This is a genomic window from Shimazuella sp. NTD247, assembly GCF_059510415.1.
This window is the reverse complement of record NZ_JCAJZU010000004.1, coordinates 396029-420618: the sequence shown is the minus strand read 5'-3', so window position 1 is coordinate 420618 and position 24590 is coordinate 396029. Positions and strand designations below refer to the sequence as shown.

Sequence of the window (24590 nt, the reverse complement as noted above, 5' to 3'; positions counted from 1 at the left end):
CTTTTAGCGATTCTTTATATAAAATCAGGGGCGGCTCACTGCATAAAACAGTGAGCCGCTCAAAATAATTTTTTTTAATTAAATGTTCAGCCGAAGCTTTAGAAAATCTTTTGCATCTAGCAGTAACTCATCAAATCGAAAGAGGTTGCTTGCATAGGGGGAGGAAATTTTCTTTTTCCAGCCCGTTACCAAATCGTGCTGGGTTACTCCACTAGCTCGAAAGATTACTTCTACACCAGAACCAGGGATATTCACCTTCAGCATACAATCGTCATCGAGCTTCAACATTTTTCTCGATGGATCGATTTGATACCATCCATCAAGACAAATATAAGTGTGTTGTCTCACGCTTTTTTTGCATACAAACCCACAATTGTACCGATGTTTGTTTTTCTCATAGGATTGAACACTGACTAGTGCTAACTCACCATAAGTAAACGGGTGTTTCACCTTATGATTAATCCCCATGCTCCGTCCCTTCAATGAGAGTACACTTTCATTATTGTAACATTTTTGGATGTAGGGAAAAAGACTATTGATAAAGGATCATTTCTATAATTAAATTCTAATAAGGATCTGCTTCATGACCCATTTTCACCGCATCCTGCACTGCTTGCTCTCCATCTCTGCTTCCAAGTGATTTTTGACTTGAACCACCCTTTGGAGCATTTTTGATACCTTCTCGTAACCTACGGCCATATTCCTCATCGGCTTCTTCTGCGAGAGCAATCATGGCATCTTGAATACGGCTATCACTGGGAGCTAAGGCAGACACCAGATTGGAAATCAATTCATCTTTCTCCCATTCCTCAAACTGGCGATAGGTTTCACCTGCTTGCTTTGTATTGTTCTGACGATCAATAGATTGACGAACCAAGTTACCTTCAACACGCGGCATATGCTCTTTGCCAGATTGGTTGGCCTCTGTTAATCCACTTAAAAAAGATGGTTCATAGTTAATATGCGGATTTTGTGATGGGGCATTGTCTACCTTATACTGCATCTGCCCTCCACTTTGATTCGTTGCAACTTCTTTTTTCGGTGCATTGATAGGCAGTTGTAAATAATTTGCACCAACCCGATAACGCTGGGTATCGGAATAAGAAAAAGTTCTTCCTTGTAACATTTTATCATCGGAGAAATCCAATCCATCGACCAATACACCGGTTCCAAAAGCAGCTTGTTCCACTTCTGCAAAATAATCTTCTGGATTTTTGTTGAGTACCATTTTCCCAACGGCTAACCATGGGAATTGTTCTTCCGGCCAAAGTTTTGTATCATCTAGTGGATCAAAATCCAATTCCGGATGTTCTCCATCACTCATTATTTGCACAAACAATTCCCATTCGGGATAATCGCCTTTTTCAATCGCTTCGTATAAATCTTGTGTTGCATGATTAAAGTTTTTTGCTTGAATCTCTTCTGCTTCTTTTTGCGTTAAATTTTTAATTCCTTGTTTTGGTTCCCAATGATATTTCACTAAAACAGCTTCACCATTTTCATTGACCCATTTGTATGTATTGACTCCAGAACCTTGCATCATCCGATAATTAGCAGGTATCCCCCAAGGAGAATACACAAATGTAACCATATGGAAAGTTTCTGGGGAGTTAGAACAAAAATCGAAAAACCTTTCGTTATCTTGGATATTGGTAACAGGATCAGGTTTAAAAGCATGCACCATATCAGGAAACTTCATGGCATCACGAATAAAAAATATTTTCAAATTGTTTCCAACCAAATCCCAGTTTCCATCCTCTGTATAAAATTTTACTGCGAAACCGCGTGGATCACGAAGCGTTTCTGGAGAATGCCCTCCATGAATGACCGAAGAAAAACGAACAAATACAGGCGTTTTTTTTCCTTTTCCTTGGAACAATTTCGCACGGGTGTAGTTAGAAACAGGTTCTTTTCCTACTGTTCCATAAGATTCAAAATATCCATGTGCCCCAGCACCGCGGGCATGTACTACTCGCTCTGGTACTCTTTCTCGATCAAAATGGCTGATCTTTTCAATAAAATCGTAGTTTTCAAGCGTTGCAGGACCACGATTGCTGACTGTTCGGATGTTTTGATTGTTCGTAATCGGGTGCCCTTGACGGTTGGTTAATGTCCCTCCGGAAGTCCTCTTATCTTGATTCTTTTGATTGTGTGACAATCATATCCCGCCTTTTTACTGAAATAATTAATCTATCGTTAGGTTAACCATATTTTCACAATTTACTCACACAGAAATATTAAAAACAAAAAATCCCTGTCTTCCATTTGACAGGGCGAAATAACGTTCACCATTTTTTATAATGTTGCTCCATTTGATGCGATCACATCCCTAAACCAATAAAAGGACTTTTTCGGTTTTCGTTCCAATGTTCCACTTCCGTCATCCTGTTTATCCACATAAATAAATCCATACCGCTTCGACATTTCACCGGTAGAAGCACTTACTAAATCAATACATCCCCATGGGGTATAGCCCATAAGTTCAACACCATCTTCTACCGTTTCTAGCATCTGTAAAATATGATCACGCAGATATTGAATGCGATAATCATCATGAATGGAACCATCATCTTCTACAGTATCCTTTGCACCTAGCCCATTTTCCACAATAAATATCGGTTTGCGGTATCTGTCGTACAGCTCATTCAATGAAATCCTCAGACCAATTGGATCTATTTCCCATCCCCACTCACTCGCCTGTAAAAAAGGATTTTTAACTCCTCCTAATATATTGCCTTCTCCCATTTCTTCTGTTTTTTTGTTTCTTTTCTCTGTACGGGACATATAATAACTAATACTAATAAAATCAACAGTATTGGACCGAAGAAGTTCCAAATCACCGGGATTAATTTCAAGTTGAATATGATGTTCTCTAAAATAGCGATTTATAAAAGCTGGATATTCTCCCCGTATTTGTACATCCCCACAAAAATTGTTGAACAAACGTGATTCACTGAGCATGTACATAATATTTTCAGGATTGCAATCATAGGAATAAGTTGGTGCATACAAAAGCATACAGCCAATCTTCGCATCCGGAATAATCTCATGGCATGCTTTTACTGCTAAACTACTAGCCACAAATTGATGATGGTATGCTTGAAATCTTGGTTGATATTTATCGCTTTCCTTATGAATAGCAAAACCAAGACCCATTATCGGCATCTCCAAACCTGCGTTAATTTCATTAAAAGTCAGCCAATACTTTACTTTGTCTTTGTAGCGGTGAAAAACTGTTTTCGCATACCTTTCAAAAAAAGTAACGACTTCGCGGCTTCTCCATCCTCCATATTTTTTTACCAGATATAATGGCATTTCATAGTGAGAGAGTGTGACGACAGGTTTAATCCCATACTTTTGCAACTCATCGAAAACCTGATCATAAAATACTAAGCCTGCTTCATTTGGTTCCAGCTCATCTCCATTGGAAAAAATCCTTGTCCATGCTATGGACATACGAAAACACTTAAACCCCATCTCAGCAAATAAAGCAATGTCTTCCTTATAATGATGATAAAAATCTATCGCTTCATGGTTTGGATAGGTAAATTTTTCTTCGTGAATCTCAAAATCAAAGCCGGTAGATTTTAAAATTTGTAATCGTTCTTTTCCTCCTGGGAGTACATCAGCGATATTTAAACCTTTATTTCCTTCTTTATAAGCACCTTCCAACTGATTAGCAGCCGTAGCCCCTCCCCATAAAAACCCTTCTTGAAATCTCCTTTTATTATTCATTTTGCTTCCATCCCTTTCGCGCGATTTATCTGCTTCGATTACATCACTACAGTGATTAGTATTTGTAATAATTGAAGGGGTAATTACGGATTAACGAACGAAAATTCAAAGAAAAAACAAGGTATATCATCGAATTTACCGATGATATACCTTGTTTGCTTTACACGAAAATAGTGGGTGTTGTTTATTAAACCTATCATTCTCATTTCTTACCTAAATCTATTCATCGAAAGGGAGGATCATTTTTACTCATCTCATTAAAGAAAAATCGTGATATTAATATTCCCCCTTAATGACAAAGAATGATCCGCGAATGGTTCCTGCTAATTTGGATTTCTGCCTGGCAAATTTAAATTTGCCTTCCAATTCCTTTGGTATTTCCATCCCGTCAGAAAGCTTAAACCCAACAGCTCGCTTCTTAGGTCCATCAACTGTATACATGACGTTGATTGCAAGACCATCTTCATAAAAAACGTAGGTGAATTGAATATTTTCTACTTGAAAACGCGATGTTTCTAAAGGTTTGGCAGCAAACTCAATACCTCGTTCTTCTTTCAAAATTCGCTTCACATAATCGAGTGTCTCCTGACTTTCACTAGCAGGTAAAACGATAAATTCATGTTTGTATTTGTTCATAAAGTAACGAGCTTCATTCGCACGTAATCCAGCAAGCGCTTCTGCTACAGGAGAAGACTCTAAACCAACTGTAGATACATTTTTAAAATCAACGATATAGGACATTTCCATCTCTCCTGTCATCTCTCATTTATTTTCTTACAATAGGAATCCACATTTCACCATATACTAAGCCGTTTTTCTGCCCCATTTCAACCGTTGTGTTCGGACCGCCAACATAAGCAAAATCTTTTGCTTCTGGCAATACTTGACCAAAGGCGATCCCAGCAAGCTTATCATTCAATTCATTAGTTGACTTCCCTTCGCCCTTCACAACGAGGTATTCCCCTTTAGGAAATTGAATAACTCTGGCTTCTTCTGGAGCTGGTGCATCTGTAATAACACCAGCATAGTACATCAATTTATTATTCACTGCTTCGTTCACAGCAAAAATGTAGTTTTCTGTAGCGATGGCTTTTAAAGCTTCAAGCTTTCCTTCTTGGTTGAAGGACTGCCAAAAGTCTGATTTTTCCTTGTTCAAACCAGCGAAATCTGTGTAATCGCTCTTTAGCTCTGTTCCAAAACCTAAAACCGTAAAGCTGTCTTTTTTCTCTAAGGTATAATCTGCCATATTCAAAATCCTTCCTCTTTTTAAATTCGTTTTGTTTTCTGTTCTTGATAGGTTTATAATAACCTTAAATCATGTCAGAAAATGATACTGTTTAGGAGTAAAAATGAAAAAGGTCGAACGAATCAATACTATCATGCGATATATCAACAACCGCGCTCACTTTACCATAACTGAGATCATGCGCGAATTTAACATTTCTCGGTCGACAGCTATCCGAGATATCAGAGAAATTGAATCCATGGGAATGCCGCTTGTCGCTGAGGTTGGCAGAGACGGGGGTTATTCTGTCATGCACAATTCTGTCCTGCCTGAGGTCCGTTTTACCGATACAGAAGTCAAAGCGCTTTTTATTGCCTTCATGGCCACAAGAAATCAACAACTTCCCTATTTACAGAGCCGGCAGTCATTAGCTGAGAAATTACTCGGTCTCATCTCCGAAAACCAACAGGATGACTTGGTTCATTTAAATCAAATATTGCTTTTTGAAGGCACTAATCCTTATAATCCCGATCTACTTGATTTGTCGGATCTCCCTCATCCAATATTAGAAAAACTAATCCAAATCCTTCTTTCGGATAGCTATTTATTGATTACCATGGAAGAAGAGAGAGTAATAAAGTCTTACCCCATTTATTTTTTGCACCTTTATCATGAAAAGAGTTTCTGGTTGATTGAGGGTTTCAACTTAAAGGAAGAGAAAAAACAGATATTCCCTGTCGATAATCTCACAGATGTTAAACCTTACTCGATGGAAAAAAGATTAAGTAAAAAAAAGATTTTAGAAAAACTAAGTAATCAAGATGAAGTAAGCAACCTTGTTTTGGAATTGGGTCCAAATGCGATTGCGCAATTCAAAAAATACCATCCGTTAAAAGTTTCTATTTCCTATACGAATCTTTACCAAACTACAGCTATTCTAAGAACATTTATTAATGTTAATAAGCCTGAAGAATTAAATGAAATAACAAATTGGCTGCTTTTCCTAGGACAAGATATCAGGGTCAGGGAAGTGCCAGAACAAGTCTTACAAAACTTACAAGCGAGGTTTAACTTGTACCTACCATAGGCAATGGCAAGTTAGAAGCAATCAATTATCCACAGTGCTTGTATTAACAATTTCTAGGATAGACGGGCCTCCCTACAAACATATGATGTACAACCCAAGAACTAGTTATAACAATAAAATAAGCATTCCTAATTACGGAGCCATTTAAATAAGTGATCAGCAAATTTTATTTTTCACATTGAACATCCATGATAAATAGGCCTCAGAGCAGCTTTGTAAACTGAAAAAGACCTTCTCCATTAAAGGTTATTTTTTTGTTACTTGATAGAACAAATCATAAATCATTGCAAAATGTTGGTTTGACAACATGGTTTTAAACCTTAGTTACATCATGTTAACTGATAAGTCGTTTTACGGTATCGATAAATAATTTTACTGTGTTTGAATTGTCATCGGTTCGCCAAGCTATGCTCATTTCTACAAGTGGTGCCTCTCCCTCGATGTTTACATAAGCAACATCCCGCGCATGCAAATTTACAGTTGATCTTGGTACGATGCTTACCCCTAATCCTGCCGCAACCAAGCTAACAACCGTCTGAATCTCTTTCACATCTTGACGAATAATTGGACTAAAACCAGCATCACGACATTTCGAGAGGATATCATCGTACCAACTTGACCAAATCTCTCTCTCCACTAATATAAATGATTCCATACTCAAATCCCCCATCGAAATGGAAGCAGATTGGGCAAGCGGATGCTTCTTCGGTACGACAGCGATACAAGTCTCTTGATGAACGGATAAGTGTGATAGTTGCGTATCAATCACAGGAGGTCTTACAAAACCAATATCGATTTCCTTTCTTTGAAATGCTTCAAATTGCATTGGAGTAGGCATCTCACGAAGGACCAAATCGACGTATGGAAACTGTCCTTGAAACTCCCGAACAATGATTGGAAGAATATCAAATGTAGCAGACCCGACAAATCCAAGCACTAACCGACCGAGCATTCCTAACTGTGCCCTTTGAGCCGCAGCTTTAGCCCGCTCTAATTGGGTAAAGACTTGGCGAACCTCTTGCAAGAAAACCTTTCCCGCATTTGTCAACTCTACATGTCGCTTTGACCTCTCGAACAACTTCACCCCAAGTTCCCTCTCCAGTTGTATAATTTGTTGACTTAAAGGCGGCTGTGTCATTTGTAAGCGCATCGCTGCCCGCCCAAAATGCAACTCTTCTGCTACTACCCTAAAATATTCAATCTGGCGCAGTTCCACACTACTAATCCTCCTTAAGTCTTTTTCCGACTTAGACATATGACATTTCTATATTAGACACTCATTTGTTCCCATTGTACAGTAATGAAAAATGATAGAGAGGGTCATTCGAGTGAATGCTTCGATGCTTATTTTATGTCTTATATGGGGGTTCAATTTTGTTATCATGAAATTAGGAAATGGAGCATTTCCTCCTGTCCAGTTTGCAGCATTACGATTTTTGACTGGTGCCATCGTGCTTCTCGGTGTGAGTTTTATAAAAAAAATACCTTTGCCGAATAAATCGGATATCAAATGGTATGTTCTCTGTGGACTGTTCCAAACCACCTTTTTTAACATCGCTTTACAAATATCGCTTAACTATGTCAGTGCAGGTCTTACTTCCGTTCTAACCTATAGTATGCCGCTGTTTCTTTCGATTATGGCTCATAAGTGGATTCCTGGAGAACAGCTTACAGCTAGAAAAACCTTTGGAATTGTTCTAGGTATCGTCGGTTTATTTTTCGCTATGGATATCCATCTCGGAGGTTCCTTCTGGGCTATGTTACTGGCATTGAGCTCCGCTATTTCCTGGGCAATAGCCAATCTGCTTTTTAAACTCAAATTAAAGCATTGTGACAGTATTCAATACACTACTTGGCAAATGACCATTGGAGCAGTAGGATTATTAGTATTTTCTCTTGCATTTGAACATGGCGAAGCACATTGGGGAATCATGCCTTCCGTTTACATCCTATTTGCGGGAATCGTCGCCTCAGCATTGGCATTTGTCATGTGGAATCATATTTTAAGTCGTTCCGAAGCAAGCAAAGCATCTACTTCCTTACTGCTTGTACCTGTTGTAGGTGTCCTTTCTTCGAGTATCTTTTTGCACGAGAGTTTAAAGATCGTTACGTTAGTAGGGATTTTACTTGTACTGGCGGGTATTTGGTTTGTAAATAGTAAAGGGAAACAGATGGAATCAAATGTGGTGGATAAGGCACTGTAGAAGGGATGGATAGATAAAACTTCATAATTTCCTGAGTTATGAGTTTTATGAAAATAAATACTTTCTTTCCGCTAAGAACCTAAAAAAACTTTTTCTATGTAATGAGGTTGTTGCATAAATACTTTTGAATACCAAATAAAGTCGCATGACATGTATACACCTAAGGCGCAAATCGTACTATGACAATAGAGTGACAAGTGGCGCTATGCTATCCGAGTATGCTGTTAAAATAGTCATAAAGGACAATCACCCGTATCCTTCTTCGCCTTGAATGGATAATGCAGCAAATTCTCGTACAAAAAAGAGGAGAATATTCCCCTCTTTTTGTGATGACACAAAGGCCTAACTAAAAAAAATAGAGAGTTGTTCATGATCTTTTTCTTCTGATTCTTCTTCCTGTTGCTTAAAAACATGTTGATAACAATAGGTGTGTAGCTTGTTGTATAATCTAGATCCAATTCCTTGTACTTTTGATATAAGAAAAAACCTTTTGAATGGTGCCTGGCCCATATAATTTTCTATAGCTATGGTATTCAATCCTATTTTCTTCAACTTCTCATTTGTTAAACCATTTGCAATGGTTAACATACTTCCTTCTAATCCTTTTGGCTCAGCTGAGTCAAGACATATATAAATCTTTATATTTGGGATTCTGTCGAAATGTTTCTCCATTTGCTGCTTTACTTCACTCCAAAGCAACCCTCCGTTGTTTGTTCCTAATTTTGGAAATGCAACAGACTGAACTTTATAGGATGAATGTTGTTTTACAAATTGTTGAAGTCCTTTCACTATCCAAGACATCTTAGAAGGATGCTTCCAGTCATCCTTTGTCGGGAAATTTAGGATTTTAACATTAGTAGCAGCAAATAAATCTAACTGACCAATTTTGATTTGGTTATTCAAACATTTTTGTTGATATTCCTGATACATAGTAGGATATCTCAGTTTAAATTCTAATGCCAATCCAGCTCCCATAAATCCTTTGCAGTTTACCGTATTCACTAACATATCTACTTTTTTGATATCTGCACACTCAAAAACACTTCCATCATAATATTCATAGGACATTCCATTAGCACCTCAAAAAAATTTGTATTTATCAACAACGCTGACAACTTCATCAGGTAAAGTGTGCTTCCGTAAATAGGATCTTTTTTGTTTTTCAGATATAAAAATAACTTCATCCAAATACTTCAAACTGATTGATCTTGGAACTAACATTTCCGTATGTCTCATATCTTTTTCATACTCATTATCAGGTGAACCAGATGCTCCAAATATGCTCTTGGAATCCAGATTCTTCAGAGAAGAACTAGTTATTTTCTTTAAATCTACCTCATATTTTCCAGCATTACCTACGGAAATCCTTCCATTATCTGCACATAGCAGTTTGACGCTAAACTTTAGCAAAACAATATTTTCTAGTTTATTTTGAAACTTAAAAAATGCGGGTGTCTTAGGTCTAAAGTAGAGCCTGACATAATTCTTTATCGTTTCGTTGGTTCCCTGTAATACACTTTTTGTTTCTAATAGAGATTTCTCCATGTTTACTTTTAGTCTATTTTTTTTCATAACTTGCTTTCGCGAATATAAGTATCCACCATTTAAAATAGAGGATAAATTTTCAAACACGGTCATGTGATAAAAACCATCAAAATCAAATTCACAGGATTCATGTATATTCTTTCGAATGATTTCAACATACCTTTTACTCTTGTGATTTCCTTTGAAATCGTAATTGTCTGGATTATATGGTGTACCAGTTGTTTTATGAATTCCATCCTTGGAAAAACCATTAGAATGATATCCTTCAACATCATATCCATCAGGATCATAGATAGTGTTTGTTTGAAAATGGATACCACTTCTATAAAATCCAGCTTCGTTATAACCCAATTTGTTATACCATTCCTTGGTCAAAGCATCATAATGGTAATACTCTCCAAAACGGGTTATATATTGGTTGACAGTATCCAATAAAAAAATCTTCGTTCCAGCATCTTTAAACCGAATCTTTACTATACCATTATCCAAAATAGCTTCCACTGTGCCATCACCTAAGGTACGATGGGTTATTTTTTCTCCTAATTTATACATATTATTAATTTACCATATAATTTAAAATCATTTAACATTTATTACTATTTCATAGAAAGATCGCTGCATAAAAAAATGAATAAACTAGATAAAGCATACGTAAAATTTCAGGATGTATATTCACAAATACAGCCTGAAATGAATAGGGAGTATCATTGGATATTCCAAAATGTATATGTACCAAAGAGAGGCGATTTCATTGTTTTAAATTTCACTCCACAAGCTGTCATGAACAAGCAGAAAGAAGAAATGCCATTGTTTTATCGCCCAAAAAATTCAATGAAGCAACAGAATTTATAGTTATTTGTCCGATTACGAATCAATAAAAAGGTTATCCCTTTGAAGCAGATTTACCAGAAGAAGGAATTTCTCTTGATGGAGGGGCTTCCCTATAACAAGGATAGTACTGACTGACCAAGTTAAATCATCGGACTGGACGGTCCGTAAACTAGAAATGTTAAAAAAGTATGATCCAAAAGATACATAAAATGAAGCAATAGACGAAATAATCGATGAATGTCTAGCAAAGATTGCAACATACTTGACATAACCCTTTCTAAAATAGGAAGGGTTATTTTTGACCTTAAGCCGTTTATTTTGAGAGGGCACTAGAAAGTCGAGACTGGAGGCATTAACTCACAGATATTGCTCATATAACCACAAAAAAGAGGCCTTCCAACAGTTTGTAAACTGTTGAAAGACCTTCTGTTATAAATCTAGGCTTTGTGATGCGTTATTACATCATGCCGCCCATTCCGCCCATGCCACCCATGTCAGGCATTGCTGGAGCTTTGTTTTCTTCTGGTTTGTCTGCTACAACTGCTTCTGTGGTCAATACCATAGCCGCAACAGATGCAGCGTTTTGTAATGCAGAACGAGTAACTTTCGCTGGATCAACGACACCTGCTTGGAACATGTTTACCCATTCTCCGGTCAATGCGTTGAAACCAACACCCACATCTTCTTTTTTCAAACGCTCAACAATTACAGAGCCTTCGAGACCTGCATTGTGTGCGATTTGACGAACTGGTTCTTCTAGAGAACGTTTGATGATGGATACACCTGTTTTCTCATCACCAATTGGCAGAGAAGATTCTAGCCCTTCCACTGCACGAATGACGTTTACTAGTGCAGTACCACCACCAGATACGATACCTTCTTCTACAGCAGCACGAGTGGAGTTCAAAGCATCTTCAATGCGAAGTTTTTTCTCTTTCAATTCGGTTTCAGTAGCTGCACCAACTTTGATAACTGCTACACCGCCAGAAAGTTTCGCTAGGCGCTCTTGTAGTTTTTCTCTGTCAAACTCAGAAGTGGTTTCTTCCACTTGCTGGCGTAGTTGAGCAACACGAGATTTGATTTCGGTTTGTTCGCCATTACCGTCAACAACGATAGTATTGTCTTTGTTAACACGTACTTGACGAGCACGTCCAAGGGATTCCAAACCAGTTGTTTTCAAGTCAAGACCAAGATCTTCGGTAATTACTTGACCGCCAGTTAAAATAGCGATATCTTGAAGCATTTCTTTGCGGCGATCACCAAATCCAGGTGCTTTTACAGCAACTGCTGTAAAGGTTCCACGGAGTTTGTTCAATACAAGGGTAGTTAGCGCTTCCCCTTCTACGTCTTCTGCAATGATCAAGATTGGACGGCCTTGTTGTACTACTTTTTCTAGTACTGGAAGAATTTCTTGGATGTTACCGATTTTTTTATCTGTGATAAGGATATATGGATCATCCAACACAGCTTCCATTTTATCGGTATCGGTTACCATGTAAGATGCGATATATCCACGGTCAAATTGCATACCTTCTACAACTTCCAGTTCCGTGGTGATACCTTTGGATTCTTCCACAGTGATAACACCATCGTTACCTACTTTTTCCATAGCTTCTGCGATGAGTTTACCAACTTCATCATCGTTAGCAGAAATAGCTGCAACTTGAGCAATGGATTCTTTTCCTTCGATTGGTTTTGCGATCTCATGAATATTTGTTACTGCAGCTGCAACTGCTTTTTCAATTCCTTTGCGAACGATCATTGGATTTGCACCAGCAGCTACGTTTTTCAAACCTTCACGAATAATCGCTTGTGCCAATACAGTTGCAGTTGTAGTTCCGTCCCCAGCAATATCATTGGTTTTGGTAGCTACTTCTTTCACCAATTGTGCACCCATGTTTTCAAAAGCATCTTCTAATTCGATTTCTTTTGCAATGGTTACCCCATCATTAGTGATAAGTGGAGATCCAAATTTACGTTCTAACACAACATTACGACCTTTTGGTCCCAAGGTTACTTTTACAGCATCTGCTAAAGCGTCCACCCCACGCAGCATTGCACGACGGGAATCTTCGCTAAATTTAATCTCTTTCGCCATGATAAAATCTCCCTTCTTATGTAAAAATTACTCAATTACAGCCAGAATATCGCTTTCGCGCAAGATGAGGTAATCTTTCTCACCATATTTCACTTCGGTCCCAGCATATTTAGAAAAGATTACTAGATCACCAGTGTTTACTTCTAAAGCAACACGGTTGCCGTTTTCATCGACACGTCCAGAACCTACTGCTACGATTCGTCCTTCTTGTGGTTTTTCCTTTGCGGAATCAGGTAATACGATACCGCTAGCGGTTGTTTCTTCTTTCTCAACAGCTTCTAGAATAACACGATCACCAAGTGGTTTAATCATGATGGGAAACCCTCCTTTTTGTCGTTCGTTTGTTAGCACTCAACAACGTCGAGTGCTAACACCCAATTCTTATCATAATCATCTCTCATCCATTTTGCAAGCATTGTGCAAAAAAAACCTACAAATCACTTTCTTCCATCGAAGACTCTTTTTCTAATCTCCGATATAACCAAACAGAAAGCAAAACACTTATCTCATAAAGGAGGATAAGCGGTACACCAACCAAAAAATTCGATAATAAATCGGGTGTAATGATGAGTGCGACAATAACTAAAACAAAATAAGCAACTTTGCGTATTTTTATCAATAAGGCTGGTGTGAGCAATCGTAACCTAGTAAGAAAGAGAACTACAACCGGCAATAAGAACAATAGAGCTAATGGAACGATAACGTTAAACATAAAACTTATGTATTGATATATTCCATACATCTGTTTGACACCAAGATCTTTGGAAATATTGGTAAGAAAATCGATCATCAATGGAAAAACTAAAAAGTAACCAAACACCAATCCGCCAATAAACAATAAAAAGGCAACAGGAATATAAATCAATGCCGCTTTTTGCTCCCTTGGCTGCAAACCAGGACGAACAAATTGCCATAGATGATACAATATAACAGGCAATGTCAAAACAAATGCAGCAACGAGTGCTATCTGCATGTAAATTTTAAAAGAATCAGCAGGACTAAGTGCGTACAGTGCAAAGTGCTGATTGGCATCTTTGCTGATCACCTTAAATATATCAGCTGCATAAACAAAACTGACGACAAGGCCGATTATAAAAGTAGCGAGCACCCAAAAGAGGCGCCGCCTTAATTCAGATAGATGTTCGACAAGCGGTTGTTGGTCAAAATCTTCTTCGTTCATCACTAATACCCCTTAAAACCCTTCCTCTTCCATCATCTCATCAGCTGGAAATTTTTTCAGAAAGTAAATTAATGTTTGAAGCTCGGTCGTAAGATCTATATGGTGTACGCGAACATTTGGGGGTGCTGTGATCCTTGCTGGAGTAAAATTGAGTATTCCTCGTATTCCAGCGTTGACAATAAAATCAGCAGTTCCCTGCGCTACATTTAAAGGAACAGTTAAAATTGCCACTTCGACATGATGCAATAAAATAACTTCTGCTAAACGATTCATCGAGTAAACTGGGATGCCGTCAATGTCTGTTCCTATTTTGCTCTCTTCCTGATCAAAACCCGCCACAATTTTGGTATTATGACTCCGGTAAAAGTTATATCGTAAGAGAGCAGTACCAAGGTTCCCAACGCCAATTAAGACGACATTGGTCACTTCATCTTGTTTCAAAAAATCACGTAAAAATTGCAAAAGGTAAGTCACATTATAACCATACCCTTTTTTACCTAATTCACCCAGATAGGAAAAATCGCGCCGAATGGTGGCTGGATCAATCTGTAGTGCTTCACTTAAATCAGCAGAAGATATCCGCTGTTTGCCAATAGCATGCAGCTTTTCTAAATAGCGGTAATATAATGGCAACCGCTTTGCAGTTACTTTTGGGATTTTCTGTTCTGCCAATGAAAGCCACCCCCCTCCCTATTTATTATACGGTAAAACGATAGACAGGCAAAATATCTATTATCCATATTTATACAATTTGACTTGGAGTTATAAGGAGATCCATCGGAATATCATGGTCTTCCGCACCTATGGTTTCCACTATTTGCTCATCATAAGCGATCCCACATTTAAAAACATCTGATATGGTTGCAAAAAAGCGATCATAATGCCCTTTTCCGAAACCTAAACGATATCTTTTTTTATCAAAAGCAACTCCTGGAACCAACACCAAATCAATTTTGTGTTTGTCCACTTTTTCACAATTGGAATTAGGCTCAAGGATTTGAAAAGAACCCTGTTCTAAATCTGCTGGAGAAGTGAACAATCGAGGAACAATCGCATCTTGCTCCATACTTGGCAAGGAAACTTGTTTACCTTGTTTCCAAGCATCTTCGATAAGCGCGTATAGACTGACTTCACTTCGATAGGAGAAATATACGAGTATAGAGGAAGCATCTTGATATATAGAAAGCTGTTTTATACGGTCACATATCTTCCTTGATGCGTGTATCCGCTCAGGCATTCCCATTTTATTTCTTATGTTCACCATTTCCATTCGAAGTTGCTTTTTCTGCAAGATGATCACCCACTTATCGCTCAACTTTTAATGGATCAACTCTACCATCATACCACTTTCCGGCATGAAAAAGACCAAGCAGTTATGCTTGGCGAATGAATCTATATTTTTACGATGGATTTTTCAGCGGACGAATGATGTGAGCATGACTGGATATCAACTCAAACATACAAACGTCCAATAAACCAAATCTTTGTCCCTACTGTTCCCCCATAACAGTTGGTTCAAAAAAGGTTTAGTTGTCGCAGTCCTTCTTAATACGTGCTTGATAACCGACATAAAAAAGGATGGAAAAACCGAGCAAAAGAAAGAGGGCTACCCAGCTGTAAAGATTATCACTAGACAGCAGATTGGTGTTTGTGAACTTTCCCTTCACCTCATCCAAAATTTCCGGAACAGGATTGTACTGCATTTCCTTCCAAAAAGGATCCTGCTTCTTTTCAACAGATGCTGCGAAACTCACACCTTCCATCATAAAAAAGCTGAGTGTGCTCACAAATGCAATCACAACCGCTCGGAACTTATTACGAGTAAACATCTTGCCTCATTTTCAGGGGAAGTATCTCAAATGACAACTATATTATACGAAAATATCGGTGATTTTCCTATCTCTATAAAAAAATAAACTAACCAAATGTAGTCTATTTTTATCTATTAATCTAATTCATTGTATACGGGGGACAACTGATGTCGGACGAGCATTAAACTCATCAACGAAACATGCAATTGTCCTTCCGTCCTATCCAATTCAGACTTTGATCATAGATTCCGTCTCACCTACGGCCCTGCCAAAACACCTCATTTGCCACCAAGATCACCAAACCAGCACCGCCGAGGAACATAAGACTGTCCCCCAGCGTGAAATCCCTGAAGAACATGTTTTCGATGATCGACGGAATGAAGGTGAGTACATCCCAAATCCAGCTCGCCACGAAATGGAGATTCATCGAGACCGGTTCAGCTGTGACGAATGACGGATACACCTTCATGGCAAAGGTAACAGCCGCGAAAACTGCCACAACTGCAAGGAGCAGGTGAGTGATGATACGGGACATAATTGCCAGCCTTCTCTTGAAACACATCAATGGATAGGACGATTACGATTGTGACTCTATTATATAAAACGAAAGATAGAATTTCAAAAGTATCAACGGTACTGTTAAAAAATATAAAAAAAGATGAGCGATAGTCTGCTCATCTTTTTTATCTATTTGGAATTTCATTATATTGCGGGCGGACAATTGATAGCGGATGACTGGGTGTCATCAACATCAACTGTCCGTTCCCGTCCGATGGGTGAATCAGATCAGAACTGCTGCTGCACCGGCAGCGGCTTCGCCCCGGTGGGGTTGCCGTACTGCATCATCTTCAGCCTGTACCGACGGTCGGCCCAGCGGTTGCAGAGGATGACCGCAGTGACCAGCAGCACCACGATGATCAGGTTGTTGACAGTGAACACCGAGTGGGCGTCATGCATGACACCGGAGATGCGGTTCGAGGTGGCGTCGTACATCCGACGCAGGACCGGGATCGCCTCGGTCTTGAACTCGTTGACCTGCTGGGGATGCGTCTGGATGTAGTTGTACACCAGAGCACCGAAGATCATGTAGAACACGACCTTGCAGGCGTTGACGAGCAAGTGACCGAAGCGCTCGACCATGTCCAGAATACGGAAGCTGACGTCCATTTTACTTTCCTCGAATTCTTTGTTGTTCTACGATATCGGACGGGTACTTGATACTTCTAGTATACGAAAAAAGCTGTAAATTGAGAATAGAAAAATATGATGATAAATAAAACAACCGTTTGTAGGCATTCAACGGTTGTTTTATTCGCTATCTTGTTTTTCTTTTCGTAGAGCCGTCTGTTCCTTTACTATATCACTTGCTTGAAAAAGGATGTTCCAGTAGTTTGTCTTCTTCAAAATGACATAAATAATCGCTGAATAGATAAGCACACTTTCAACTAAGTGAAGAACTGCTGTCAAATCAAGTGCATATCCATTAATTGTAAATACTATTTTGACTGTAGCTAGTAGTTTCCAAATAATAAGCTGCCCTAAACCAAAGAAACTCACATACAAAACTAATATGAGAAATTTTTTCCATTCGGCTCGTGCCATGCTATTCCCCGTTTCCTCAAAAGATGCTTATACTAATGGTAAGTTTGCAACAGCATTCAATTCCAAATCTGCATAATTCTTTTCTTGTAATAAAAAATAAGCTGCTGATGCAATCATCGCTGCATTATCTGTACACAATTCCAAAGGAGGAATACACAATGAAACATTTTCCTGTTTCACTCGGTTGTGAAGTCTCGTTCGAAGTCCGCTATTTGCTGCAACACCACCAGCGATCACTAATTGCTTCACGTCTCTTTGTTTGACAGCACGAAATGTTTTTTCAACAATCACATCCAGCACAGCACTTTGAAAACTCGCAGCTAAATCCTTTTCGGAGTACCGTTCGTTTTGTTTGATAAACTGCATAACTGCTGATTTCAATCCACTAAAGCTGAAATCCAATGAATCTTTTTCTAACCATGCTCTCGGCAATGAATACGTCGCAGTTCCTAGTGCGGCTAATCGGTCGATATGCGGGCCTCCTGGATAAGGTAAGTTCATCAGACGTGCCACTTTATCAAATGCTTCCCCAACTGCATCATCTCTTGTCCGGCCGATCCGCTCAAATTTCATATGATCTGGCATATAGATTAATTCGGTGTGCCCTCCAGACACAACCAGTGCGATCAGAGGAAATTGTAATGGCTTTACAAGATGATTGGCATAAATATGTCCAGCAATATGATGCACAGGAATTAGCGGAATCCGTAAGGAATATGCCAATGCTTTGGCTGCTGTAACACCAATCAACAATGCACCTACAAGTCCTGGACCTTGGGTAACTGCAATTGCTGTCAATTGACTTTTGCTTATATTTGCTTCTTGTAATGCTTGTTCGATAATTAATGTTATTCTTTCCACGTGCCGACGAGAAGCGACTTCTGGAACAACACCTCCAAATGCTTGATGGATCTCCATTTGAGAACTAATCACATTGGAAAGTACTTTATCTCCATCCACTACTACCGAGACACTCGTTTCATCGCAACTTGTTTCAATGCCTAAAATCACTTGTTTACTCATGTAATACCAATCCCATCAAAATAGCGTCTTCTCCATTGTCTGGATAATAGTTTTTTCTCGTTCCTATCACAGTAAATCCAAGGTTTCGATATATCCGCTGGGCAATTTGGTTCGATTTTCTAACCTCTAAAGTCATTTTTGAAGTACCTAATTGTTTCGCAAGTTCAATCAAATAAGTCATCGTTTTCGTAGCAATTCCTTGTCCACGAAACTTGGGATGAAGAGCGATGTTGGTCACTTGTGATTCTTCCAGAACAACCCACATACCAGCATAGCCAACTACTTGTCCATCCACTTGTGTGACAATATAATATGCCAGATCATTGGTGGTAATTTCATCTACAAACGAGAATTCACTCCAAGGATCAGTGAATGAAAGTTTTTCTATTTCCATAATAACTGGGATATCCGTTACTTTCATCGGACGAAATAAAAGGCTCTTGGTACTATTCATAATTAACGCCCCAATAAATTTTTTTCAGCTAGAGTAAGTTGTAAGTAATTCGGAGCAAAATCATTTTTTTCACTCCTATTTGTTGCTAACCATTTCTGCATCGCTAATATGCCAAGGTTGCTTGCATAAGGCAAATTATTATTCGATGAAGCAAAGATTGCCCGCTCTCCAAGTTCCTGTTGAATTTTTGATTGAAAGAAAGAAACATCATCGCCAATAAATAAAATATTTTTATCCATTCGCTTTAATTGAGACAACAATTCATCAATCGGAATAATTTGTTCTTTGAGTCTTTCCTTTTGTGTTTCTGATTGCCCTTCATAAACAGCAGCATAAACTTGTTCTCTGCGTGCATCGAGCAAAGGTACAATATAACCCGGGAAATAATCGCCATTCATTGCCATGACAGCAAGGGTAGAAACAGAAAGAAAAGGTTTATGTACAGCCCATGCAAATGTTTTTATTGTTGTCGCACCAATACGCACTCCGGTATAAGAACCAGGACCGGCAGTAACAGCAAATAAATCAATATCCGTTAATGCCATATCTAGGTCATGAAATAATTGATCAATAGCAGGCATTAATCTTACTGAGTGATTTTTTTTTAAATTGGTTGTAATTTCGCCAAGTACTTTTTGTTCATTTAATACCGCTACACTTAATACGAGTGTAGAAGTATCAATAGCCAAAATATTCATTCGGACACCTTCTCAAACAACGTTTTTGAATCCATAAAAATTTCTCTCTCTCCTGTAGAAAGGACTTCTATCGAAATATTTACGGTATGATCTGGGAGCAAGGATGTTATTCGTGATGGCCACTCTACGAGAGAAACTCCGTCTCCATAAAGAAACTCATCGAGCCCGAGATCTTCAATATTATTCTCATCTAACCGGTACACATCCATATGATAAAGAGGCAATCTGCCTTCATAAATTTTTAAAATAGAAAATGTTGGGCTGTCTACATATTCTTTTACACCAAGCCCTTGTGCTAAACCTTGAGAAAAAGTCGTTTTTCCAGCACCTAATTCTCCATTTAAAGCAATAACTGCACCTTTGGATAGCACTGATCCAATACGAAAGGCAATCGCTCTTGTCTCGTCTTCATTTTTTGAATGAAAAACATAATTATCCAAGGTACAACACCGTCCATCCACATAAATAAATATATCTTATCAAGAAAAAGAAAAAGAAGCTACTTTTTAACAAATAGCTTCTTCATTGGAGCGGGTGAAGGGAATCGAACCCTCACATTCGGCTTGGAAGGCCGATGTTCTACCATTGAACTACACCCGCATATTAAATTAATTACTAAAAAACTATAGCATAAATTTAGATCTGATGCAACATCTAGGATGTTCGATTCGCTTTAAAAAAAGGAGAAGCGAATACATCTCCTTTTAACAAAAATTAATGACCTCGTCTTTTTTTATGATCATGCCCACCGCCTGGGAAACCGGCACGAAAATGTGGAGATGCTCCTCTGCCAAACATATGCCCTCTTTTGTCCTTCCATAAAGCAGCCAAATGCTTGAATCGCTCTTCACCCATACGTTCACGGGCTTCGCGCAGCTTGTCAAACTCTTCTTCCATTTCCTCGCCAAACTTCTCTTTCAATTTTTCCATTACACGATCTAGGTACTCCCCAAAGTTTTTTTGTTCATCTAGAGAAAGACAACTAAAAATATCTTCATGTTCTGTTTCCTGTTGATTTTCATCTCTGCCCTTTTCTGTTAATTTTATCAGTATCACTCGTTTATCTGCTTCGGACGGCTCCCGAGTAATGTATTTACTCTTTTCAAGTTTCGCAAGCAATTCATTGAGTGATGACACGCGAATCCCTAACAAATAGGATAAATCTTTTGTACTGATACCATCCTGAAGGCGAAGCAAGGCAAGTATTCTCCCCTGTCCACGAGTAGGATCCGCCATGGGACCTTTCAAGGCATGACTACGCAGGTGCTGTTTGTGTAATAACCACTGAAGCTTGGTTAGCTTTTCATACAACTCAAAATTTTGTTCACTCATGATGTTTTTCCTCCTATATAATACAATTCATTCTAACAGGTACCTTCTGATTTGTATTATAATGGTACCTGTTATAAATGTCACGCTTTTTTTGCTGGTACCTGCAAAGAAACTTTTCATTCTTATCAGTATTGATTGAAACAAAATTATTTTTACAATAAAAAAACTAGCTTTTATCCTGATAAAAGGATTAAGCCAGTCTTTTCCTTTGATGAACTTTTAAATTTTAGTTACTTATTACTTTTGAATTTTTAAAGCTTCTTTCCAATCACGACAGTTGCTTCAAAGTCATTCGAACGGACTACCTGTGGAATGAATTTATTACTTGTATAAATTTCGACGGCTGTTTCAACTTGTTGTTCACTGACCTCGATCAGTAAATGCCCATCAGTAGCTAACCAATGATAAGCATCTTTAGAAATTCGCCGCAAAATATCCAGTCCATCCTCTCCACCGTTGAGCGCCACCTCTTTCTCATATATACGAGCCTCGGAAGGTAACATGCTGATCTCATCTTTAGGAACATAAGGTACATTTGCGACTAAGATATCAATCCGTCCCAAAATAGTATCAGGCAAAGACTCAAATAAGTCACCTTGGAACACCTTACCACCAACAGAAACTAGATTGCGCCTAGCACATTGCACTGCGGCAGAGTCGACATCACTAGCATATAACTCTAATTGCTCGTATGTGCCCAGCACAGCACCTATCGCACCCGAACCACAACACATATCTACTACAATATCTCCTGGACGAACAAACGCAGCTGTTTGTTTAACAAGAAATTCAGTGCGGGGGCGGGGAACAAAAACTCCTGAATCAACTAATATTTGTAGACCACAGAACTCCGTCCAGCCAATAATATACTCAAGAGGAATTCCCGTTTTCCGTTGGTCTATCATGACAGAAAGGTGCTCTGGAGATTGCGCTGCAGACATAAGTAATTTAGCTTCATCTTCAGCAAAAACGCAACCAACGCCACGTAGTTGCGTTACAATCTCTGTATAAATCGTATCGCTATGTTTTTTATTGATAAAAAGATTCATATTTTTTCCTTTTTGCTCTTTTTTGTTGATACAAAAATTTCTTTCACAAAATGAAAAAAGCCAGCTAAGCTGAGCTTCAGTCCGACCACAAAAAATGTTTTATGGTCGGGGCGACAGGATTTGAACCTGCGACATCCTCGTCCCGAACGAGGCACTCTACCAAGCTGAGCTACGCCCCGAAATCATTTGTATAAAAAAAGAAAAGTTATATTTATAACTCTTCTTTTAGATGATGAAATTGGTGCGGTCGATGGGACTCGAACCCATACGGCCTAGGGCCACTACCCCCTCAAGATAGCGTGTCTGCCAATTCCACCACGACCGCAAGTATATGGTAATTTTAAAAATGGTGCGGGTGGAGGGACTTGAACCCCCACGCCTCGCGGCGCTAGAACCTAAATCTAGTGCGTCTGCCAATTCCGCCACACCCGCATAAAATGGTGAGCCATGAAGGACTCGAACCTTCGACCCTCTGATTAAAAGTCAGATGCTCTACCAACTGAGCTAATGGCTCTCATTAATTTGAGAAAACTTTTTATAAAAAAAGTGGCTGGGGAGGAAGGATTCGAACCTTCGGTACACGATACCAAAAACCGATGCCTTACCACTTGGCTACTCCCCAATAACAAGAAAAAGTGGGGCGGACGAAGGGATTCGAACCCTCGAGTGCCGGAGCCACAATCCGGTGTGTTAACCGCTTCACCACGACCGCCACAATAAAAAAACTGGCGGGGCTGACGGGATTCGAACCCGCGGTCTCCTGCGTGACAGGCAGGCATGTTAGGCCTCTACACCACAGCCCCAAAAAAAGGGTTTTTAAAACTATAAGGTAAATGGTGGGCGCTGACGGGATCGAACCGCCGACCCCATGCTTGTAAGGCATGTGCTCTCCCAGCTGAGCTAAGCGCCCAAAAATGGTGACCCGTAGGGGATTCGAACCCCTGCATGCCAGCGTGAAAGGCTGGTGTGTTGAACCGCTTCACCAACGGGCCGAGATTATGTAAAGTCTGGCGGAGAGAGAGGGATTCGAACCCTCGCATGGCTTACGCCATCTAACGGTTTAGCAAACCGTCCTCTTCGGCCTCTTGAGTATCTCTCCATAGTTGGCTCCCAAAGCAGGATTCGAACCTGCAACCTACCGGTTAACAGCCGGTTGCTCTGCCGTTGAGCTATTTGGGAACATTTTGAAGACAAGAGTCATTGTATCAAAAAGTACTACTGATTGCAAGGTTTTTTTATTGCGTATCGAGCGACTTCTATAATCTAGCATGATTCACATATTCACGTCAAGTATAATTTTTTCATTTATGAAAAAAACCTTCTCCACTTTAAGTGAGAAGGTTTTTAAATCAAGCTTAGTCTCTTGAAAAAATGTTGATTAAGCTTTGCAGAATAGCAATAAAGTCAATATACAACATCAATGCTCCAAAAATAGCTACCTTTGTAGCTGTATTTTGATCCATCCCTTGGATACTCGCACTCAATCGCTTAATGTTCTGCACATCATAAGCAGTAATTCCACAGAAAACTGCAACAATGATATAAGAAAGAATCAAGTCAAATGTATCGCTGTGTAAAAGAAAAATGTTTACAAGACTAGCTAATACAATACCTAGCACAAACATCAACAAAATCGAACCCATTTTGGAAAGATCTGCTTTCGTTATATAACCAATTGCTGCTGATATACCAAACATACCTGCAGTAATAATAAATGCAGAACCTACTGTACTGATGTCAACACGTGCAAGGATTACACTGAATGTTATCCCATTGATAGCAGCATACAAAAAGAACATGAAGGTGGCAACAAACGGGGACATCCTGCTAATAAACGCAGAAAGTGCAAAAACAATTACGAATTCGGCAATGATTGCAACCCATATCATTTTTGGATAAAAATCAAGGAAAGCAACCATATTGATTGTACTACTTAAGTAATATGCAATAATTCCCGTAAGTAGCAAGCCAGCAAACATCCAAGCAAAAACGCGTTGAAATAAGCGTTGATCTGTTCTAACTGCAGAAGAAGATTGATAGTATTGTGGTCCCACTACTCATTCCTCCAATAAAATGTTAGGAAAAAATATACTCACTACTAAGTATACTCACAAGTTCACGAAAGATCAACAATTCCAAGGCTTTTTATGGACTGCTTTGTATCTTCTGTGCCCAAATGATAAATAGCTGTGTAGATATCGCGAATTTTTTTATCCACATCTGTACTTTGTTTTTGTCTATCTTCCGTCTGGTATGGAAGATGTGCTTCCGTAAATGTTTCCCAATCCTCATTATATGATTGTTGGAATAAACTTTGTAAATTATTTATTTCTTCTTTTGTTGCTTGAACTTCAAAATCATAAGGTGCATTATCTAAATTTTCCTCTGTGTTTATGCTTCCATCTACAGTCACATAATAAGTTTGTTTACTTTCCATTTCAATCACCTCACCTACCTTTTACCCGCAAATGAACTTTTTCATTCATTTTTTTTATTTCTCTTTCGATTAGGCACAAGACAACCTATTCATGTAATACATATAAAATAACCACTGAAAAAACGGAAGGAGCATTACCGCATGCCCAATTGGCTCAGTAAACAATTGATGCAGGCGTTTCAGGCAAAAGATCGAAATCAAATTCGATTTTTAAATCGTTGCTGGTTTACTTTTATTAAAAAAGAGTATGAAAAAACGAGTAAAAATTTATAAAAAAAG

At 38.8% G+C, this 24590-nt stretch carries 29 protein-coding genes and 12 tRNA genes; 4 read left to right on the top strand and 37 right to left on the bottom strand.

Annotation, left to right across the window (positions count from 1 at the left end; genetic code table 11):
• Positions 1-78: 78 nt before the first annotated feature.
• The 5 genes from AC5WOC_RS13050 to AC5WOC_RS13030 form a co-directional block, all read right to left on the bottom strand.
• A complete protein-coding gene (locus AC5WOC_RS13050; protein ID WP_496055832.1) occupies positions 79-468 on the bottom strand; it encodes a hypothetical protein in 390 nt (129 codons plus the stop codon).
• Between the two features lie 97 nt (positions 469-565).
• A complete protein-coding gene (locus AC5WOC_RS13045) occupies positions 566-2158 on the bottom strand; it encodes a catalase (RefSeq protein WP_496055831.1) in 1593 nt (530 codons plus the stop codon).
• A 137-nt stretch (positions 2159-2295) separates the two neighbouring features.
• Positions 2296-3735 carry a glycoside hydrolase family 1 protein gene (locus tag AC5WOC_RS13040; protein WP_496055830.1) on the bottom strand — a complete coding sequence of 480 codons (1440 nt, stop codon included), beginning with the start codon at positions 3733-3735 and terminating at the stop codon, positions 2296-2298.
• Positions 3736-4011: 276 nt separating this feature from the next.
• Positions 4012-4476, bottom strand: a complete 465-nt coding sequence (locus tag AC5WOC_RS13035; RefSeq protein ID WP_496055829.1) for a DUF8821 family protein — start codon at positions 4474-4476, stop codon at positions 4012-4014.
• A 25-nt stretch (positions 4477-4501) separates the two neighbouring features.
• Positions 4502-4981 carry a GyrI-like domain-containing protein gene (locus AC5WOC_RS13030; protein ID WP_496055828.1) on the bottom strand — a complete coding sequence of 160 codons (480 nt, stop codon included), beginning with the start codon at positions 4979-4981 and terminating at the stop codon, positions 4502-4504.
• Between the two features lie 103 nt (positions 4982-5084).
• On the opposite strand from AC5WOC_RS13030, the gene AC5WOC_RS13025 reads away from it, so the two are divergent.
• Entirely contained in the window at positions 5085-6047 is a 963-nt protein-coding gene (locus AC5WOC_RS13025) for a helix-turn-helix transcriptional regulator (protein ID WP_496055827.1), read from the top strand.
• A gap of 334 nt (positions 6048-6381) precedes the next feature.
• On the opposite strand, the gene AC5WOC_RS13020 is transcribed toward AC5WOC_RS13025, so the two are convergent.
• Positions 6382-7263 (bottom strand): LysR family transcriptional regulator, encoded by an 882-nt coding sequence (locus AC5WOC_RS13020; protein ID WP_496055826.1) that lies wholly within the window; start codon positions 7261-7263, stop codon positions 6382-6384.
• Between the two features lie 91 nt (positions 7264-7354).
• Here AC5WOC_RS13020 and AC5WOC_RS13015 point away from each other — a divergent pair, with 91 nt between their 5' ends.
• Positions 7355-8251 carry a DMT family transporter gene (locus AC5WOC_RS13015; RefSeq protein WP_496055825.1) on the top strand — a complete coding sequence of 299 codons (897 nt, stop codon included), beginning with the start codon at positions 7355-7357 and terminating at the stop codon, positions 8249-8251.
• Positions 8252-8593: 342 nt separating this feature from the next.
• Here the strand turns inward: AC5WOC_RS13015 and AC5WOC_RS13010 are convergent, their stop codons facing one another.
• Both AC5WOC_RS13010 and AC5WOC_RS13005 read right to left on the bottom strand, forming a co-directional pair.
• The gene (locus tag AC5WOC_RS13010) at positions 8594-9319 is read right to left on the bottom strand and encodes a macro domain-containing protein (RefSeq protein WP_496055824.1); all 726 of its coding nucleotides are present in this window, start codon (positions 9317-9319) and stop codon (positions 8594-8596) included.
• Between the two features lie 12 nt (positions 9320-9331).
• Positions 9332-10348: a DarT ssDNA thymidine ADP-ribosyltransferase family protein gene (locus AC5WOC_RS13005; RefSeq protein ID WP_496055823.1), complete on the bottom strand. Its 1017-nt coding sequence runs from the start codon at positions 10346-10348 to the stop codon at positions 9332-9334.
• A gap of 155 nt (positions 10349-10503) precedes the next feature.
• Between AC5WOC_RS13005 and AC5WOC_RS13000 the strand changes: the two genes are divergently transcribed.
• A complete protein-coding gene (locus tag AC5WOC_RS13000; RefSeq protein WP_496055822.1) occupies positions 10504-10674 on the top strand; it encodes a type II toxin-antitoxin system PemK/MazF family toxin in 171 nt (56 codons plus the stop codon).
• Positions 10675-11084: 410 nt separating this feature from the next.
• On the opposite strand, the gene groL is transcribed toward AC5WOC_RS13000, so the two are convergent.
• The 29 genes from groL to AC5WOC_RS12855 all read right to left on the bottom strand — a co-directional run bounded on the left by groL (position 11085) and on the right by AC5WOC_RS12855 (position 24311).
• Entirely contained in the window at positions 11085-12725 is a 1641-nt protein-coding gene (gene groL / locus AC5WOC_RS12995) for a chaperonin GroEL (protein ID WP_496055821.1), read from the bottom strand.
• Positions 12726-12752: 27 nt separating this feature from the next.
• On the bottom strand, positions 12753-13037 hold the full coding sequence (gene groES, locus AC5WOC_RS12990) for a co-chaperone GroES (protein WP_496055820.1): 285 nt from the start codon (positions 13035-13037) through the stop codon (positions 12753-12755).
• A gap of 118 nt (positions 13038-13155) precedes the next feature.
• Positions 13156-13905 carry a twin-arginine translocase subunit TatC gene (gene tatC, locus AC5WOC_RS12985; protein ID WP_496055819.1) on the bottom strand — a complete coding sequence of 250 codons (750 nt, stop codon included), beginning with the start codon at positions 13903-13905 and terminating at the stop codon, positions 13156-13158.
• Between the two features lie 12 nt (positions 13906-13917).
• Positions 13918-14577 (bottom strand): redox-sensing transcriptional repressor Rex, encoded by a 660-nt coding sequence (locus AC5WOC_RS12980; RefSeq protein WP_496055818.1) that lies wholly within the window; start codon positions 14575-14577, stop codon positions 13918-13920.
• A 70-nt stretch (positions 14578-14647) separates the two neighbouring features.
• A complete protein-coding gene (locus AC5WOC_RS12975) occupies positions 14648-15196 on the bottom strand; it encodes a 5-formyltetrahydrofolate cyclo-ligase (RefSeq protein WP_496055817.1) in 549 nt (182 codons plus the stop codon).
• 235 nt (positions 15197-15431) lie between these two features.
• Positions 15432-15734, bottom strand: coding sequence for a hypothetical protein (locus AC5WOC_RS12970; RefSeq protein WP_496055816.1), 303 nt, complete (start codon positions 15732-15734; stop codon positions 15432-15434).
• 235 nt (positions 15735-15969) lie between these two features.
• On the bottom strand, positions 15970-16251 hold the full coding sequence (locus AC5WOC_RS12965) for a hypothetical protein (protein ID WP_496055815.1): 282 nt from the start codon (positions 16249-16251) through the stop codon (positions 15970-15972).
• 251 nt (positions 16252-16502) lie between these two features.
• Positions 16503-16883 (bottom strand): hypothetical protein, encoded by a 381-nt coding sequence (locus tag AC5WOC_RS12960; protein ID WP_496055814.1) that lies wholly within the window; start codon positions 16881-16883, stop codon positions 16503-16505.
• A gap of 141 nt (positions 16884-17024) precedes the next feature.
• Positions 17025-17318 (bottom strand): hypothetical protein, encoded by a 294-nt coding sequence (locus AC5WOC_RS12955; protein ID WP_496055813.1) that lies wholly within the window; start codon positions 17316-17318, stop codon positions 17025-17027.
• A gap of 27 nt (positions 17319-17345) precedes the next feature.
• Positions 17346-18341 (bottom strand): tRNA (adenosine(37)-N6)-threonylcarbamoyltransferase complex transferase subunit TsaD, encoded by a 996-nt coding sequence (gene tsaD, locus AC5WOC_RS12950; RefSeq protein WP_496055812.1) that lies wholly within the window; start codon positions 18339-18341, stop codon positions 17346-17348.
• Positions 18334-18795: a ribosomal protein S18-alanine N-acetyltransferase gene (rimI, locus tag AC5WOC_RS12945; protein ID WP_496055811.1), complete on the bottom strand. Its 462-nt coding sequence runs from the start codon at positions 18793-18795 to the stop codon at positions 18334-18336. Before rimI ends, tsaD begins: the two co-directional genes overlap by 8 nt.
• Before the next feature lie 2 nt (positions 18796-18797).
• Positions 18798-19493 carry a tRNA (adenosine(37)-N6)-threonylcarbamoyltransferase complex dimerization subunit type 1 TsaB gene (gene tsaB / locus AC5WOC_RS12940; RefSeq protein ID WP_496055810.1) on the bottom strand — a complete coding sequence of 232 codons (696 nt, stop codon included), beginning with the start codon at positions 19491-19493 and terminating at the stop codon, positions 18798-18800.
• Positions 19490-19933, bottom strand: coding sequence for a tRNA (adenosine(37)-N6)-threonylcarbamoyltransferase complex ATPase subunit type 1 TsaE (gene tsaE / locus AC5WOC_RS12935; RefSeq protein ID WP_496055809.1), 444 nt, complete (start codon positions 19931-19933; stop codon positions 19490-19492). Before tsaE ends, tsaB begins: the two co-directional genes overlap by 4 nt.
• Positions 19934-20019: 86 nt before the next feature.
• Positions 20020-20093: transfer RNA gene (locus AC5WOC_RS12930), tRNA-Gly, on the bottom strand.
• A 114-nt stretch (positions 20094-20207) separates the two neighbouring features.
• A complete protein-coding gene (locus AC5WOC_RS12925) occupies positions 20208-20825 on the bottom strand; it encodes a MarR family winged helix-turn-helix transcriptional regulator (RefSeq protein WP_496055808.1) in 618 nt (205 codons plus the stop codon).
• 251 nt (positions 20826-21076) lie between these two features.
• Positions 21077-21874 (bottom strand): putative protein N(5)-glutamine methyltransferase, encoded by a 798-nt coding sequence (locus tag AC5WOC_RS12920; protein ID WP_496055807.1) that lies wholly within the window; start codon positions 21872-21874, stop codon positions 21077-21079.
• Positions 21875-21976: 102 nt separating this feature from the next.
• A tRNA-Pro gene (locus tag AC5WOC_RS12915) sits at positions 21977-22053 on the bottom strand.
• A 60-nt stretch (positions 22054-22113) separates the two neighbouring features.
• Positions 22114-22199 (bottom strand) — tRNA-Leu (locus AC5WOC_RS12910).
• A 22-nt stretch (positions 22200-22221) separates the two neighbouring features.
• Positions 22222-22306 (bottom strand) — tRNA-Leu (locus tag AC5WOC_RS12905).
• A gap of 6 nt (positions 22307-22312) precedes the next feature.
• Positions 22313-22388, bottom strand: a tRNA-Lys gene (locus AC5WOC_RS12900).
• Between the two features lie 33 nt (positions 22389-22421).
• Positions 22422-22496: transfer RNA gene (locus tag AC5WOC_RS12895), tRNA-Gln, on the bottom strand.
• A 14-nt stretch (positions 22497-22510) separates the two neighbouring features.
• Positions 22511-22586 (bottom strand) — tRNA-His (locus tag AC5WOC_RS12890).
• A 14-nt stretch (positions 22587-22600) separates the two neighbouring features.
• Positions 22601-22677 (bottom strand) — tRNA-Asp (locus tag AC5WOC_RS12885).
• 31 nt (positions 22678-22708) lie between these two features.
• Positions 22709-22784 (bottom strand) — tRNA-Val (locus tag AC5WOC_RS12880).
• Positions 22785-22789: 5 nt separating this feature from the next.
• Positions 22790-22866: transfer RNA gene (locus AC5WOC_RS12875), tRNA-Glu, on the bottom strand.
• A 16-nt stretch (positions 22867-22882) separates the two neighbouring features.
• A tRNA-Ser gene (locus tag AC5WOC_RS12870) sits at positions 22883-22973 on the bottom strand.
• Between the two features lie 5 nt (positions 22974-22978).
• Positions 22979-23053 (bottom strand) — tRNA-Asn (locus AC5WOC_RS12865).
• Positions 23054-23229: 176 nt separating this feature from the next.
• Complete coding sequence (locus tag AC5WOC_RS12860; protein ID WP_496055806.1) at positions 23230-23928, bottom strand: Bax inhibitor-1/YccA family protein; 699 nt, start codon at positions 23926-23928, stop codon at positions 23230-23232.
• 62 nt (positions 23929-23990) lie between these two features.
• Positions 23991-24311, bottom strand: a complete 321-nt coding sequence (locus AC5WOC_RS12855) for a hypothetical protein (RefSeq protein ID WP_496055805.1) — start codon at positions 24309-24311, stop codon at positions 23991-23993.
• Between the two features lie 141 nt (positions 24312-24452).
• Between AC5WOC_RS12855 and cmpA the strand changes: the two genes are divergently transcribed.
• Complete coding sequence (gene cmpA / locus AC5WOC_RS12850) at positions 24453-24584, top strand: cortex morphogenetic protein CmpA (RefSeq protein WP_496055804.1); 132 nt, start codon at positions 24453-24455, stop codon at positions 24582-24584.
• The last annotated feature ends 6 nt before the right edge of the window (positions 24585-24590 follow it).

Coding starts and splice junctions, on each gene's coding strand:
- groL (WP_496055821.1), bottom strand. CDS start 12,725: ATGGCGAAAGAGATTAAATTTAGCGAAGATTCCCGTCGTGCAATGCTG.
- AC5WOC_RS12855 (WP_496055805.1), bottom strand. CDS start 24,311: ATGGAAAGTAAACAAACTTATTATGTGACTGTAGATGGAAGCATAAAC.
- AC5WOC_RS12965 (WP_496055815.1), bottom strand. CDS start 16,251: ATGTCCCGTATCATCACTCACCTGCTCCTTGCAGTTGTGGCAGTTTTC.
- tsaB (WP_496055810.1), bottom strand. CDS start 19,493: ATGAATATTTTGGCTATTGATACTTCTACACTCGTATTAAGTGTAGCG.
- cmpA (WP_496055804.1), top strand. CDS start 24,453: ATGCCCAATTGGCTCAGTAAACAATTGATGCAGGCGTTTCAGGCAAAA.
- AC5WOC_RS12960 (WP_496055814.1), bottom strand. CDS start 16,883: ATGGACGTCAGCTTCCGTATTCTGGACATGGTCGAGCGCTTCGGTCAC.
- AC5WOC_RS13040 (WP_496055830.1), bottom strand. CDS start 3,735: ATGAATAATAAAAGGAGATTTCAAGAAGGGTTTTTATGGGGAGGGGCT.
- AC5WOC_RS13025 (WP_496055827.1), top strand. CDS start 5,085: ATGAAAAAGGTCGAACGAATCAATACTATCATGCGATATATCAACAAC.
- AC5WOC_RS13005 (WP_496055823.1), bottom strand. CDS start 10,348: ATGTATAAATTAGGAGAAAAAATAACCCATCGTACCTTAGGTGATGGC.
- AC5WOC_RS13035 (WP_496055829.1), bottom strand. CDS start 4,476: ATGTCCTATATCGTTGATTTTAAAAATGTATCTACAGTTGGTTTAGAG.
- AC5WOC_RS12925 (WP_496055808.1), bottom strand. CDS start 20,825: ATGAGTGAACAAAATTTTGAGTTGTATGAAAAGCTAACCAAGCTTCAG.
- AC5WOC_RS12920 (WP_496055807.1), bottom strand. CDS start 21,874: ATGAATCTTTTTATCAATAAAAAACATAGCGATACGATTTATACAGAG.
- AC5WOC_RS12970 (WP_496055816.1), bottom strand. CDS start 15,734: ATGTTTACTCGTAATAAGTTCCGAGCGGTTGTGATTGCATTTGTGAGC.
- AC5WOC_RS13015 (WP_496055825.1), top strand. CDS start 7,355: ATGATAGAGAGGGTCATTCGAGTGAATGCTTCGATGCTTATTTTATGT.
- AC5WOC_RS13010 (WP_496055824.1), bottom strand. CDS start 9,319: ATGTCCTATGAATATTATGATGGAAGTGTTTTTGAGTGTGCAGATATC.
- rimI (WP_496055811.1), bottom strand. CDS start 18,795: ATGAATAGTACCAAGAGCCTTTTATTTCGTCCGATGAAAGTAACGGAT.
- tsaD (WP_496055812.1), bottom strand. CDS start 18,341: ATGAGTAAACAAGTGATTTTAGGCATTGAAACAAGTTGCGATGAAACG.
- AC5WOC_RS13050 (WP_496055832.1), bottom strand. CDS start 468: ATGGGGATTAATCATAAGGTGAAACACCCGTTTACTTATGGTGAGTTA.
- AC5WOC_RS12955 (WP_496055813.1), bottom strand. CDS start 17,318: ATGGCACGAGCCGAATGGAAAAAATTTCTCATATTAGTTTTGTATGTG.
- AC5WOC_RS13030 (WP_496055828.1), bottom strand. CDS start 4,981: ATGGCAGATTATACCTTAGAGAAAAAAGACAGCTTTACGGTTTTAGGT.
- groES (WP_496055820.1), bottom strand. CDS start 13,037: ATGATTAAACCACTTGGTGATCGTGTTATTCTAGAAGCTGTTGAGAAA.
- tatC (WP_496055819.1), bottom strand. CDS start 13,905: ATGAACGAAGAAGATTTTGACCAACAACCGCTTGTCGAACATCTATCT.